The organism is Puniceibacterium sediminis (assembly GCF_900188035.1).
In the GTDB taxonomy this organism is placed as follows: domain Bacteria; phylum Pseudomonadota; class Alphaproteobacteria; order Rhodobacterales; family Rhodobacteraceae; genus Puniceibacterium; species Puniceibacterium sediminis.
Genome location: NZ_FZNN01000008.1, coordinates 50,177 through 63,834 on the forward strand (window position 1 = coordinate 50,177; position 13,658 = coordinate 63,834).

A 13,658-nucleotide genomic window follows, 5' to 3' on the forward strand; every position below is an offset into this window, starting at 1 on the left:
TCTTTCACATCAAAAATACACAAACCCGACGCAGACATGTCTAATCCCCCTCGAAAACAGGGCGTTCCTTGGCGACGAATGCCTCATACGCCCTTGTGAAATCACCCGTCTGCATACAGATCGCCTGCGCCTGCGCTTCGGCTTCGATGGCCTGCTCCAGCCCCATCGACCATTCCTGCATCAGCATCGTCTTGGTCATCATATGCGCAAAGTTCGGCCCCGCCGCGATCTGCTGCGCCAGTTGCAGTGCCTCATCCTCCAAGGCACCCGCCTCGACCAGACGGTTGAAGAATCCCCAGCGCTCGCCCTCTTCGGCCGACATCGACCTGCCGGAATACAGCAACTCTGCCGCCCGCCCCTGTCCGATGATCCGCGGCAGGATCGCGCAGGCCCCCATGTCGCAACCGGCAAGCCCGACCCGCGTGAACAGAAACGCCGTTTTCGCCTCCGGGGTCGCCAGCCGCATGTCCGACGCCATTGCGATGATCGCCCCCGCCCCGACGCAGATCCCGTCCACTGCCGCGATCACCGGCTTGCCGCAGTTCAGGATCGCCTTGACCAGATCACCGGTCATACGGGTGAACGCCAAAAGCTCTTTCATGTTCATCCGGGTCAGGGGCCCGATGATGTCATGCACATCCCCACCCGAACTGAAGTTCCCGCCGTTCGATCCAAAGATCACAACCTTGACCGTGTCATCATAGGCCAGATCCCTGAACCAGTCGCGCAACTCGGCGTAGCTATCAAATGTCAGGGGATTCTTGCGTTCGGGCCTATCGAGCGTCACATGCGCGATATCCGCGTTCACCCGACAGCGGAAATGCTGAACGTCCGTTCTCATGCACCGTCCTCCCTGTGCGTCACTTCATCGAACCGTGCTGCCAGCGCGGTGGCGTCCTCAACGCTGAAATCCGCCAGCAATTCGTCAATCCATCGCTCATGCGCCGCTGCCTGCCGGGCGAATTCCTCGTGGCCTTTGCGGGTCAGCCGCACCAGCGTCGCGCGCCTGTCACCGGGGACCTGCACCCGCACCACCAGCCCATCTTCGGCCAGCCTGTCGACGATGCCGGTCACATTGCCGTTCGACACCCGCAAAACCCCCGACAGCGCCGACATTTTCAGCCCCGCCTCGAAACGCTCAAGCGCCGCCATCACGTCAAACCGTGGCAGGGTCGATCCGAATTCGGTGCGCAGCCGTTCGCGTAACTCCGCCTCGACTCCACGCGCGCTTTTCAGCATCCGCAGCCACAGCCGCAGCCGCGCCTTTGAGGTGGCCGTGCCACCGACAGCTTCGGGATGGGTGCTCATATCTCTCCTCCCGACAGGGACAGCGTATGCCCGTTGACCGACCGCGCCGCGTCAGAGCATAGCCAAAGCGCCGCACCCGCCACCTCATCCGTCTGGATCAGGCGTTTCTGCGGATTGCCTCTGGTCAGGTCGGCAACGGCCTCTTCGCGCGTCTTGCCGGTTTTCTCGACGATATTCTCAACGGACCGCTCCAGCATGGGTGTCTCGATGAATCCGGGGCACAGCGCGTTTACGGTGATGCCGGTCTTTGCCAGTTCCAGCGCCAGTGCCTTGGTCAATCCCACGACGCCGTGCTTGGCCGCAACGTAGCCCGCCACATAAGGGTAGCCTTTGAGCCCGGCGGTCGAAGCGACTGCGATCATCCGGCCCCAGCCCAGCTCTTTCATATCGCCAAGCGCGGCCTGCCAAACGTTGAACACCCCAGTCACGTTGACGGACAGCATGGATTCCAGATCTTGCGCAGACATCTTGGAAAACGGTTTGCTGACGGCGGCCCCGGCATTGCCAACAACGACAGAAATCGGACCGCGTTCGGCGCGTGCTGCTTCAAATGCTGCCACAACAGCCCCCGCATCCGTCACGTCACAGACCTGATAGGGAAATCCCTGTGCGGCAAGCGTGGATTCGGTGCGGCCCAGAATGGTGATCTTGGCCCCCTCAGCGGCGAACAGCCGGGCCATATCGGCGCCGACGCCAGTCCCGCCCCCGCTGATCACAACATGTTTCCCCGCGATGCTCATGCCCGGGTCACCTCTGCATCGCGATCGGCCAGACGCCATGCCTGATCCCGCCCGGGGTGATAGGGCAGCGGCCAGTTTTCCTGCCGGTCCCCCAGCGCGGTGGCGGCATGCAGCAACCAATAGGGATCGGACAGATGCGGACGGGCGAGGCAGACCAGATCGGCCCGTCCCGCCATCAGGATCGAATTCACGTGATCCGCCTCGAATATATTGCCGACGGCCATGGTCGGAATGCCCGTCTCATTCCGGATACGGTCCGAAAACGGCGTCTGGAACATGCGGCCATAAACCGGGCGCGCCTCGGTCGAGGTTTGGCCCGCCGAAACATCGACGATATCTGCCCCTGCCTTGGCGAACATCTTCGCAATCTCGACCGACTCCTCGGGCGAAATACCCTTGTCGCTCCAATCCGTGGCTGAAATGCGCACCGACATCGGTTTGCCCTCGGGCCAGACGGCACGCATGGCGGCGAAAACCTCCAACGGATAACGCATCCGGTTTTCCAGACTGCCGCCATAGGCGTCGTCGCGGACGTTCGATAGCGGTGAGATGAAGGACGAGATCAGATAGCCGTGCGCCGCGTGCAGTTCGATCATGTCAAACCCGGCGCGGTCCGCCATTTCCGTTGCGGCCACAAACTCTGCCGTCACCGCGTCCATGTCATCCCGGGTCATTTCGCGGGGCGTATCGTTGTCCGCGGACCATGGCAGGGCTGATGCCGACATCAGCGGCCAGTTGCCCGCCGCCAGCCTTTGATCCATCCCTTCCCAGCCGATGCGCGTCGATCCCTTGCGCCCCGAATGGCCGATCTGACAGCAGATCTTTGCCTCGGTCTCGGCATGGACAAAATCCACCAGACGCCTCCACGCCGTTTCGTGCTCTGGTGCATATAGCCCCGGACAGCCCGGCGTGATCCGCCCATCGGGCGAAACGCATGTCATTTCGGTATAGACAAGACCCGCGCCACCCTTTGCCCGTTCGCCGTAATGGACCAGATGCCAATCGGTGGGGCAGCCATCGACGGCCTTGTATTGGGCCATGGGCGATACGACGACGCGGTTCTTCAACTGCATGTCGCGCAAGGCGAAAGGTGCGAACATCGGCGCGCGGGCGGGGCCGCTGACAGCCGCCCCGGCCTGTTCCTGAAACCAGCGTTCGGCAGCGCCCAGCCACACCGGATCACGGGCACGCAGGTTTTCATGGCTGATGCGCTGCGATCGCGTCAGCAGCGAATAATTCAGCTGAATGGGGTCGAGGTCGAGGTAGCGTTCCACATCCTCAAACCATTCGACCGAATTGCGCGCAGCCGATTGCAGGCGCAAAACCTCTAGCTGGCGCTGGTCTTCGTAGGCCTTGAACGCCTCGGGCACCGTAGGCTGTGCGGTCAGGTTCTCGGCAAGGGCGATAGCCGATTCCAGCGCCAGCTTGGTGCCCGACCCGATGGAAAAATGCGCCGTGGCCGCGGCGTCCCCCAAAAGGACAACATTCCCGTGGCTCCAGTGCTGGCATAGCACGCGCGGAAAGCGGATCCAGGCAGAGCCACGGATATGGCCCGCGTTGGTCATCAGCGGATGGCCGCCAAGGTGGTCCCGGAAAATCTCCTGACAGGTCGCGATGCTGTCCTGCTGGGACATGTCGGCGAAACCATAGGCGTCATACGTCGCCTGAGAACATTCGACGATGAACGTCGCGGTGTCAGCGTCGAATTGATAGGCATGCGCCCAAAGCCAGCCCTTGTCGGTCTTCTCAAAGATGAAGGTGAAGGCGTCGTCGAATTTCTGATGCGTGCCGAGCCAGACGAACTGACAGGTGCGCAGGTCGATATCGGGCTGAAAGGCCCCTTCGAACGCAGTGCGGGTACGGGAATTCAACCCATCGCTGGCCACCACCACATCGTAGTCGGCCATGTATTCGTCGGCGGTCCCGACCTCGGTCGAAAACCGCAGATCAACGCCCAGCTCGCGGGCACGATCCTGCAGGATCATCAGCAGGCGCTTGCGCCCGATGCCGCAGAACCCGTGCCCGGTCGAGACGACTTTTTGCCCCTGATGCACCAGCGCGACATCATCCCAATAGGCGAAATGCGCGCGGATCTGCGCGGCACTGACGGGGTCATTTTGCGCAAGGTTGTCAAGGGTTTCGTCCGACAGAACCACCCCCCAGCCGAATGTATCGTCGGCGCGGTTACGCTCGAACAGAACCACCTCGGCATCCGGCTGGCGCAGCTTGAGCGATATCGCGAAATAGAGGCCTGCGGGCCCTCCGCCGAGACATGCAATGCGCATGGCGTTCCCCCTTTTGGTGGCGTGGATCCGCCACCCCTCCTCAAACGCTAGGACGGCGCCGAATTTATTTCAAGCAAAAATGTTTTGAGCTTGAAATACTTTTGGGATCTGCCTAGCGTCGACTCAACCGGCCCCGTCCAGAGCCGCTTTTCAAGGCCGACGCCCGCGCAGGGCAGCGGTTTAAAAAGGCAGCATGGACGGCATCTGCCGGGCTGACTAGGGTGCTTTTCAACGGTGCGGCAACGCACGGATACGAGAGGGAAATCCGATGAATGGCTTTACGATCTCCGACTGGGACGACGCCTATGAGAATGGGCGCAACATTCCGAACGGATCGGACTGGCCGGGCGTCTGGGTCTCTCCTGCCCAAAAATTCCGCGACCAGGGCCGCAACCGGCTGGACATCCCCTATGGCACTTCCGAGCGCGCGAAATACGACCTGTTCCTGCCCGAAGGCACGCCAAAGGGATTGTTCGTCTTTGTGCATGGTGGCTACTGGGTCGCGCTCGACAAATCCTACTGGTCACACCTCGCCAAGGGCGCAGTCGACAGCGGCTGGGCCGTGGCAATCCCGTCCTATGACCTTTGCCCGACGGTCAGCATCGCGCAGATCACCACGATGATCGGCGCGGCGATCGATCATGCGGCGGGTGCCGTTGCGGGTCCCATCGTGCTGTCGGGGCATTCAGCCGGCGGGCATCTGGTCACCGCAATGATGTGCGAAGACACCCCCCTGTCAAAGCCCACACAGAAACGGCTGCGGCATGTGGTGTCGATCTCGGGCCTGCACGATTTGCGCCCCCTGCTAAAGACAAACCGGAACGAGACGCTGCAAATGGATATGCACAGCGCCACGGCCGCCAGCCCCGCCCTGCAGCGCCCCCTGCCGGGCGTGCGGATGACCGCCTGGGTCGGCGGTGGCGAACGTCAGGAATTCCTGCGCCAGACGCAGCTGTTGGCCAATGTCTGGTACGGGTTGGGCTGCGATACGCGGGCCGTGACGGAACCGGACAGGCACCATTTCAACGTCATCGATGGGCTGGCCGACCGGGGTTCACCCTTGACGCGGGCCGCCCTGAACGATCCTGATGAAGAATGAGGCGTTCGCCGGAACGCTGATCGGGAAAAAGGAATACACCAAAGGACTCACTTGACCGGCGATAACCTTCAAGCCCTAAATATCGAAATTCAAAATATATGTGCTCAAACAATACCGACTCGAACAACCGGGCGGCTGAGCATGACAACAACGGGAGTTACCTCATGAAAACCAAGACAAAACTGCTGGCGTCGACCTTTGCCGCCCTGACCGCCGCCCTGCCCGCCACTGCGCAGGAATTGCCCTCTGCCAGCGATGGCGTGCTGAAGATCGGCCTCGTCTACACGCTGTCCGGCCCGGCTGCGGCGCTTGGCACGCAGGCGCGCGACGGCTTTCTGCTGGCGGTGAACCAGATCAAGGAAATCGGCGGCCTGCCGACTGAAATCATCATCATCGACGATGAACAGCGCCCCGACCTCGCCGCCGACAAGGCCCGTGAACTGGTGGCCCGCGATCAGGTAGATTTTGTCGTCGGTCCGATCTTTTCCAACATCCTTGGCGCGATCCACAAGCCCGTGACCGAAACCGGCACGATCCTGATTTCGACCAACGCCGGCACGTCCAGCTATGCGGGCGCAGAGTGCAACGAGAATTTCTTTGTCACCTCCTACCAGAACGACCAGAACCACGAAGTCATGGGTGCCTATGCCCAGCAGCAGGGCTTTCAGAACGTCTTCCTGATGGCGCCGAACTATCAGGCCGGCAAGGACAGCCTGAACGGGTTCAAACATTCCTACACCGGTGGCGTCGCAGGTGAGGTGTTCACCGAACTCGGGCAGCTTGATTTCAGCTCGGAACTGGCACAGATCGCGGCATTTCAGCCCGACGCGCTGTTCACCTTCATGCCCGGCGGCATGGGTGTGAACCTTGTGAAACAATACAGCCAGGCGGGCCTGACCTCGATCCCGTTCCTGTCGGCCTTCACTGTGGACGAAACCACCCTGCCCGCGACGCAGGACGCAGCATTGGGCCTGATGGGCGGCGCGAACTGGGCCCCCGATCTGGACAACGCCGCCAACAAGGCCTTCGTCGATGGCTACCTTGCCGCCTATGACGCCGTGCCCGGCACCTATGCGATGCAGGCCTATGATGCGGCTCAGCTGATCGATGCCGCAGTGCATTCGGTGGGCGGTGACCTGACCGACCGGGCGGCCCTGAAGGCGGCGCTTCACAAGGCCGATTTCGCCAGCCCGCGCGGTGATTTCAGCTTTGGCAACAACAACTTCCCGATCCAGGACTTCTATCTGGTCAAGGCGGAAAAGCGTGCAGACGGCAAGTTCCAGACCGCAATCGTGGAAAAGATCTTTGACGACTACAAGGACAACTACGCCGATCAGTGCCCGATGTGATCTGAACGACCCGATCTAGAAAACATGGGCCGGAGAGACGCATGACAAACCTGTTCATCCTGCAACTGCTGAACGGCGCGCAGCTGGGGATTCTGCTTTTCCTCATCGCTGCGGGTCTGACGCTGGTGTTCGGAATCATGGATGTGATCAATCTGGCCCATGGCGTGCTTTACATGATCGGGGCCTATCTTATCGCGACCTTTGCCGCCCTCACGGGCAGCTTCTGGGCCGGGCTGCTGCTGATGCTGCCCGCTGCCCTTGTTGTCGGGCTGGTGATCGAACGGCTGGTGATCCGGCCGCTCTATGCCCGCTCGCATCTGGATCAGGTTCTGGCAACCTTTGGCCTCGTGATGATCGTGAACGAAGGGGTCAAGATCCTCTGGGGTGCATCCCCCCTGTCCGTACCCATGCCGGAATTGCTGAGCGGGTCGATCCCGCTGATCGGGCCGCTGCAATACCCCGTCTACCGCCTTGCGATCATCGCGGCGGGGCTGGGCATCGCCGCGGGGCTTTATGTTCTGGTCAATCATACCCGGGTGGGGATGCTGCTGCGCGCAGGCGCCACCAACCGTGAAATGGTGTCTGCCCTTGGCGTCGACATCGGCAAGCTGTTTTCGCTGGTCTTTGCCCTTGGCGCACTGCTCGCCTGTTTTGCCGGGGCCATCGTCGCGCCCATCCTGTCGGTGGATACCGGCATGGGGGAAAGCGTGCTGATCCTGACCTTTGTCGTCGTGGTAATCGGCGGAATCGGGTCAATCCGCGGCGCATTCATGGGTGCGCTGCTGGTGGCGATTGTGGACACTCTGGGCCGCACCTTTGGCCCGATCCTGCTGCGCTATGTTATGGAGCCATCCGCTGCGGGCCAGACCGGCCGTATGCTGGCACCGATGCTCGTCTACATCCTGATGGCAGCGATCCTGTTCGCCCGCCCGCAGGGCCTGTTCGGGCAACGCACGACATGAGTGTCTCAGCCCCCCCCACAGCCCGCCGCCCTGTTCTGATGTCCGCGCGGATCTGGTTCGCGCTGCTGATCTTTGCCGGTTTTGCTGCCCTGCCCCTCATCGCCGTGGTGACAGACGATCCCTTTCTGCTGCTGATCGGCACCCGCATCCTCGCCTATGCCATCGCCGCGATGGCGCTGGACCTGATCCTTGGCTACGGCGCGATGGTCAGCTTTGGCCATGCGGCATACCTCGGGTTCGGGGCCTATGCCGTGGCAATCCTGAACAGCTATGGCGTGACCGATCTGACCCTGCACATCACTTTCGCCGTGGCGATTTCCGCGCTTTTTGCTACGATCACCGGTGCGATTTCGCTGCGCACACGCGGCGTCTACTTTATCATGATCACTCTGGCCTTCGGGCAGATGGCCTATTTCTTCTTTGTCTCTCTCTCGGCCTATGGCGGCGATGACGGCACACCTCTGGCGACCCGCTCCACCCTGTTCGGCAGCGCCGCGCTAGAGGATGACAGGGTGATGTTCTACGTCGCCCTCGCCCTGCTGATCGCGCTGTTCATCGTCGCCACCCGCATCGTCGGGTCGCGCTTTGGCCGCGTGCTGATCGGCACCCGCGAAAACCCCGTGCGGATGGAAGCGATTGGCCTCTCGCCCTTCCGCTACCAGCTGACGGCCTTCGTGATCTCGGGCTGCATGACCTCGGTCGCGGGGGTGATCCTTGCCAATCAGGCCGAATTCGTCTCGCCCGCCTTCATGTCCTGGCATCGCTCGGGCGAGCTGATCGTGATGGTCGTGCTGGGCGGCATCGGCAACCTCACCGGTGCCATCGGCGGCGCTGTCGTGGCGCTGCTGCTCGAAGACTGGCTTGCCGTTCTGACCGAACACTGGCGGCTGCTGTTCGGCGTCTTTCTGATCCTCATGGTGCTCTATTCGCCGCACGGGATCACCGGCGCGCTGGAACGTTTCACAAGGGGGCGGAAATGAGCCTTCTGTCAGTGCGCAACCTTTGCAAGAATTACGGCGCCCTCGAGGTGACCCGCGATGTCTCGCTCGATGTTCAGCCCGGCGAATTGCACGCCATCATCGGCCCCAATGGCGCGGGCAAGACCACGCTGATCGGGCAGCTGTCTGGCCAGATCGAACCGGATTCGGGGACTGTCTCGCTCGAAGGGCAGGACATCACCAAACGCTCCATGGCTGAACGCGTGCACCTTGGCCTTGCGCGATCCTTCCAGATCACCTCGATCCTGCCGCGCTTTACCGTGCTTGAGAACGTGGCGCTGGCCGTGCAGGCCCGGTCGGGGTCCTCCTTCCGCTTCTTTGCACCTGTCGCCACCGAAAAACCCCTGAACGACGCCGCGATGCAGGCGCTGGTCGAGGCTGGGCTTGCGGACCGCGCCGGGGTGCGGGCCAGCGCCCTGTCCCATGGTGAACACCGTCGACTGGAACTGGCGATTGCGCTGGCCACCGAACCCAAGGTCTTGCTGCTGGACGAACCGCTCGCCGGTACGGGCGGCGAAGAGGCTGATGCGTTCATCGAACGACTGCGCGCGCTCAAGGGCCGCTTTGCCATCGTGCTGATCGAACATGATATGGAGGCGGTCTTTGCCCTTGCCGACAGGATCTCGGTGCTGGTCTATGGTGAAATCATCGCCTCGGGCACGCCGGACGTGATCCGCAACGATCCCAAAGTCCGCGCCGCCTATCTCGGTGATGAGGAGGCTGCCTGATGCTCGAAGTCACCGGACTGACCGCCGCCTACGGCGACAGCCGCATCCTTTTCGGCATCGACCTGCATGTCGCCAAGGGCGAAGTCGTGACCCTGCTGGGCCGCAACGGCATGGGCAAGACGACGACGATCCGCTCGATCTTTGGCCTGCTCAAACCGACCGGTGGCACGGTCCGGATCGACGGTCAGGATCTGACCGGGGCCGAACCGCATCTGGTGGCGGGCGCCGGTCTGGGTCTGGTGCCCGAGGGCAGACAGATCTTTCCCACACTGACAGTGCAGGAAAACCTTCAGGCGACCGCGACCAAAGGCAAATGGACCCTGCAAGGGATCTACGACCTGTTCCCACGCCTGCACGAACGCCGCCGCAACATGGGCAACCAGCTGTCTGGGGGCGAACAGCAGATGCTGGCCATCGGGCGCGCGCTCATGACCAATCCCCGCCTCGTGGTGCTGGATGAGGCGACCGAAGGCCTTGCCCCGCTGATCCGCGCCGATATCTGGGCCTGCCTCACCCGGCTCAAATCCGAGGGCGAGGCGATCCTTGTCATCGACAAGAACGTCGACGCGCTGACAAAATTCGCCGACCGCCATGTGGTGATCGAAAAGGGCCAGGTCGTGTGGCAGGGCACGACGGCTGATATTCTGGCGACCCCGGACGTCAAGGACCGGTTCCTGCATGTCTGACCCAACCCAAAGGACCTCATGATGAAGATGATCCCCGGTGTGACAAAATCCGGTTCCGGCATGGACAATATCAGCTGGAACATCCTCGGGCAGACCTATGTGCCCAAGCAACATTCTGAATCCTCGATGTCGTGGCACGCGACCCTGCCCAAGGGCACATTCGTGCCGCCGCACATCCACCCCCATCAGGACGAATTCATCTATGTTCTCGAAGGCCGGTTCGATCTGCTGCTGAACGGGGTCGAAACCTATGCCGAACCCGGTGATCTGATCCGCCTGCCGATGGGCATTCCGCACGGCATCTTCAACAAGACCGACACCACCATCAAATGCCTGTTCTGGGTCGCCCCGTCCCGCAGGCTTTATGATCTGTTCTGGGCTCTGCACAACCTGGGCCCCAAGGCCAATCCGGCGGATGTGGTCGCCGTTTCCGCCCAGCACGAGGTCGATTTCCTGCCCCCGCCCGAGGAGGCGTAAATGAAGGTCCTGATCGCAGGCGCCGGGATCGGCGGGCTGGTGACGGCCTTGATGCTGCACCGGCGCGGCATCCCCGTCCAAGTGTTCGAGGCATCGCGCGAAGTGCGCGAAGTCGGCGTGGGGATCAACGTCCTGCCCCACGCAATCCGGGAGCTTGAGGCATTGGGCCTCCTGCCCGCCCTCGACAAGGTCGGCGTTCGCACACGCAAGCTGTCCTACCTCACCAAGCAGGGGCAAGAGGTCTGGTCTGAACTGCGCGGCCTGCATGCGGGCCACGAGGTGCCACAGTTTTCGATCCACCGGGGCCGACTGCAAAAGACGATCTATGACGCGGTGATTGCCCGTCTCGGGCCGGATTCGGTGCTGACCGGCCGCCGCATGGCCGGCTTTGTTCAGGATGAATCCGGCGTAACCGCGCATTTCACGGATTCGGTCGAAGGCGGTCCGGGCATCAGCGCCCGGGGCGATGTTCTGATCTGTGCCGACGGCATCCATTCGCAGGGGCGCAAGACATTTTACCCAGACGAAGGCGCGCCCAGTTGGCAGGGCGTCGCCATGTGGCGTGGTGCTGCGGACTGGCCGGTCTGGCTGGATGGCGAAAGCATGGCCATCGGCGGCGGGCTGGGTGGCAAGTTCGTGCTCTATCCCATCGCCCCCGCCAGGGACGGCAAGCAGCTGACAAACTGGGTGGTGAATATCCGCATCAAGGATCCCGCCATTTCCGGCCCGCCGCCGGACAACTGGTCACGTCAGGTGCCGCTCGCGACCGTGCTGCCGCATGCCAAACGTTTCAACGTACCGGGCATGGACATCGAAGGGCTGGTGCGTGCCACCCCCGCGATTTTCGAATACCCGATGGCGGACCGCGATCCCCTGCCCCGCTGGACATTTGGCCGCGTCACCCTGCTGGGCGATGCGGCGCATCCCATGTACCCGGTCGGATCAAACGGTGCCTCGCAGGCGATACTGGATGCCCGCTGCATTGCCGACAATCTGGCCACGGCGGAACATCCGCGTGCCGCGCTCTGGGCCTATGAAAAGGGCCGCCTGCCAAAGACTGCCGAAGTGGTGCGCACCAACCGGCTTGGCGGACCCGAGCGGGTAATCGACGCCGTGGAAAAGCTCGCCCCCGCAGGCTTTGACGATATCGACCGCGTGCTCAGCCTCGAGGCGCGGCAGGCCATCGTCGGCGGCTATGCCAGCATGGCCGGGTTTTCCAGCGTCACAACCGGGCGCAAGGCGGGCTGACCCATTCTGCGGCGTGGCGGACTGGCAGGCTGCGCGTCACCACAATTGCGCGGCTGCCCGCGATCAAGCCACTTCATTGCCGCCGGGGGCGCGCTAACCCGTGGTCCGGGGCGTTGATGCGGGCAACTTCCCTTTCGCCCCCGCGCAAATGAACCCATGCTCCGGCGACGGAACTGGCCACATCGCGCGTTGAACCCAAAAGGCCGCAATCGGGGACAGTTTGAACATAACGGGACGACACAGGTTCGGCGCGCACATCAGATGTGCGCTCTTCATGCTTCAATTTCGGGTGTCCGACGCGCTGCAGGCATTGGCATTCACGGACCAGAAGCTATTGTCCGGCACAACCACCGATTTTTCGGCCACCGGTCCCTCAACCGCTTCCCCGACCGTCCGCCAATTGAACGAAAGACATCACGCATGAACCTCCGCACTCCCGCCATGACTATTGTGACACTTGGCCTTGCGGCCTGCACGGCTGTCGGCCCGAACTACAAGGCCCCCGACATAGCCCTGACCGCCAGCTATGTCGAAGGCGGCGCCGCGCCCATAGGCGATGTCAGCCAGCAGTTGTGGTGGACGGACTATCAGGACAAGACGCTGAACGCTCTGGTTGATCGGGGTCTTGCACAGAACCTCGACATCCGCACCGCGATCGAACGCATCACCGAAGCACAGGCAAGCCTGCGCACTACCGGTCTGTCCTCTCAGGTGGGCGGCTCGCTCAGCGGCAGCCTGAAACGGTCCGGGTCGACGGGCGTCGATTATACGCAAAGCACCTCGGCAACGTTCAACCCCTCAATCATCCTCGACCTGTTTGGCGGCGAACAGCGGACCCGCGAACAGGCACTGGCGCAACTCGAAGCCGCGCAGCTGGACGTGGGCGTCGCACGTCTGGCGTTTCTGTCCGCGCTGATCTCGAACTATATCGACGCGCGCTATTACCAAGAGGCGCTGGCCATCACCCGTCAGAACCTCAGCAGCCGCGGCGAAACGCTGGATCTGGTCAAACGCCAGCGCAGTGCCGGGACGGTTTCGGATCTCGACGTCGCGCGCGCGCAGGCCGTTTACGACGAAACCCGGGCCAACGTCCCCTCGCTTGAGGCGAACTTTCTGGCCACGGTCTATGCCCTTGCGACCCTGCTCGCGGAACCGGCACAACCGCTGATCGCATCCCTGCAACGTGGCGCACCGCAGCCAAGGGCGCGCGGCAACAGCGGCGTCGGCATTCCGGCGGATCTGCTGCGCAACCGCCCGGACGTGCGTTCCTCCGAACGCGATCTCGCCGCCGCAGTGGCCGCCATCGGCGTCGCCGAGGCGCAGCTTTTCCCGGCGCTCAGCCTGAGCGGAACCGTGACCAGCGCGGCAACCCGCAGCTGGAATTTCGGCCCCGCCATCAGTATTCCGGTTCTGAACCAGCCGGTGCTGCGCGGAAACCGCGATCAGGCCATCAGCCGGGCGCGGCAGGCAGAACTGGCCTGGCGTGCCTCCGTTCTGGGCGCGGTCGAGGACGTTCAATCGGCACAGACCGCCTATAGCCGCAGCGCCGCCACGGTGTCGGCGACCCGCGCGGCCCTGACCTCCTACGAACGTGTGGTCGAACTGTCCCGCGCAACCTACGAAGGCGGCACCACAACCCTGCTCGACCTGCTGGATTCCGAACGTTCGCGCGGCAGCGCGCAACTGTCGCTGGCGCAGTCGGTGCGCGATCAGGCCAACGACTGGGGCACCTTGCAGATCGCCTCGGGGCGCGGCTGGAATTACCAGCGCTGAACCGG

The 13,658-nt window shown here is 62.7% G+C and carries 13 protein-coding genes; 9 read left to right on the forward strand and 4 right to left on the reverse strand.

Annotated elements, in window-relative coordinates; all coding sequences use genetic code 11:
• Positions 1-40 precede the first annotated feature (40 nt).
• The 4 genes from CHB75_RS10280 to CHB75_RS10295 are packed head-to-tail and all read right to left on the reverse strand — an operon-like array spanning position 41 to position 4,333.
• Positions 41-841, reverse strand: a complete 801-nt coding sequence (locus tag CHB75_RS10280) for an enoyl-CoA hydratase family protein (RefSeq protein ID WP_089270468.1) — start codon at positions 839-841, stop codon at positions 41-43.
• The gene (locus CHB75_RS10285) at positions 838-1,308 is read right to left on the reverse strand and encodes a MarR family winged helix-turn-helix transcriptional regulator (RefSeq protein ID WP_089270469.1); all 471 of its coding nucleotides are present in this window, start codon (positions 1,306-1,308) and stop codon (positions 838-840) included. Before CHB75_RS10285 ends, CHB75_RS10280 begins: the two co-directional genes overlap by 4 nt.
• Positions 1,305-2,048 carry an SDR family NAD(P)-dependent oxidoreductase gene (locus CHB75_RS10290; protein WP_089270470.1) on the reverse strand — a complete coding sequence of 248 codons (744 nt, stop codon included), beginning with the start codon at positions 2,046-2,048 and terminating at the stop codon, positions 1,305-1,307. Before CHB75_RS10290 ends, CHB75_RS10285 begins: the two co-directional genes overlap by 4 nt.
• Positions 2,045-4,333 (reverse strand): bifunctional salicylyl-CoA 5-hydroxylase/oxidoreductase, encoded by a 2,289-nt coding sequence (locus tag CHB75_RS10295; RefSeq protein ID WP_089270471.1) that lies wholly within the window; start codon positions 4,331-4,333, stop codon positions 2,045-2,047. Before CHB75_RS10295 ends, CHB75_RS10290 begins: the two co-directional genes overlap by 4 nt.
• Positions 4,334-4,601: 268 nt before the next feature.
• Between CHB75_RS10295 and CHB75_RS10300 the strand changes: the two genes are divergently transcribed.
• From CHB75_RS10300 to CHB75_RS10340, 9 genes are all read left to right on the forward strand, one after another.
• The gene (locus CHB75_RS10300; protein WP_089270472.1) at positions 4,602-5,432 is read left to right on the forward strand and encodes an alpha/beta hydrolase; all 831 of its coding nucleotides are present in this window, start codon (positions 4,602-4,604) and stop codon (positions 5,430-5,432) included.
• A gap of 164 nt (positions 5,433-5,596) precedes the next feature.
• Positions 5,597-6,781: an ABC transporter substrate-binding protein gene (locus CHB75_RS10305; protein WP_089270473.1), complete on the forward strand. Its 1,185-nt coding sequence runs from the start codon at positions 5,597-5,599 to the stop codon at positions 6,779-6,781.
• Between the two features lie 41 nt (positions 6,782-6,822).
• Complete coding sequence (locus tag CHB75_RS10310) at positions 6,823-7,743, forward strand: branched-chain amino acid ABC transporter permease (RefSeq protein ID WP_089270474.1); 921 nt, start codon at positions 6,823-6,825, stop codon at positions 7,741-7,743.
• Complete coding sequence (locus CHB75_RS10315) at positions 7,740-8,723, forward strand: branched-chain amino acid ABC transporter permease (RefSeq protein ID WP_089270475.1); 984 nt, start codon at positions 7,740-7,742, stop codon at positions 8,721-8,723. The genes CHB75_RS10310 and CHB75_RS10315 overlap by 4 nt, the downstream gene beginning before the upstream one ends.
• Positions 8,720-9,469, forward strand: coding sequence for an ABC transporter ATP-binding protein (locus CHB75_RS10320; RefSeq protein WP_089270476.1), 750 nt, complete (start codon positions 8,720-8,722; stop codon positions 9,467-9,469). Before CHB75_RS10315 ends, CHB75_RS10320 begins: the two co-directional genes overlap by 4 nt.
• Positions 9,469-10,155 carry an ABC transporter ATP-binding protein gene (locus tag CHB75_RS10325; protein ID WP_089270477.1) on the forward strand — a complete coding sequence of 229 codons (687 nt, stop codon included), beginning with the start codon at positions 9,469-9,471 and terminating at the stop codon, positions 10,153-10,155. Before CHB75_RS10320 ends, CHB75_RS10325 begins: the two co-directional genes overlap by 1 nt.
• Positions 10,156-10,176: 21 nt before the next feature.
• Positions 10,177-10,632, forward strand: coding sequence for a cupin domain-containing protein (locus CHB75_RS10330; RefSeq protein ID WP_425439498.1), 456 nt, complete (start codon positions 10,177-10,179; stop codon positions 10,630-10,632).
• Positions 10,633-11,880 (forward strand): flavin-dependent oxidoreductase, encoded by a 1,248-nt coding sequence (locus CHB75_RS10335; RefSeq protein WP_089270478.1) that lies wholly within the window; start codon positions 10,633-10,635, stop codon positions 11,878-11,880. It begins immediately after the preceding gene.
• A gap of 420 nt (positions 11,881-12,300) precedes the next feature.
• Positions 12,301-13,653, forward strand: a complete 1,353-nt coding sequence (locus CHB75_RS10340) for an efflux transporter outer membrane subunit (RefSeq protein WP_245840882.1) — start codon at positions 12,301-12,303, stop codon at positions 13,651-13,653.
• Positions 13,654-13,658 lie beyond the last annotated feature (5 nt).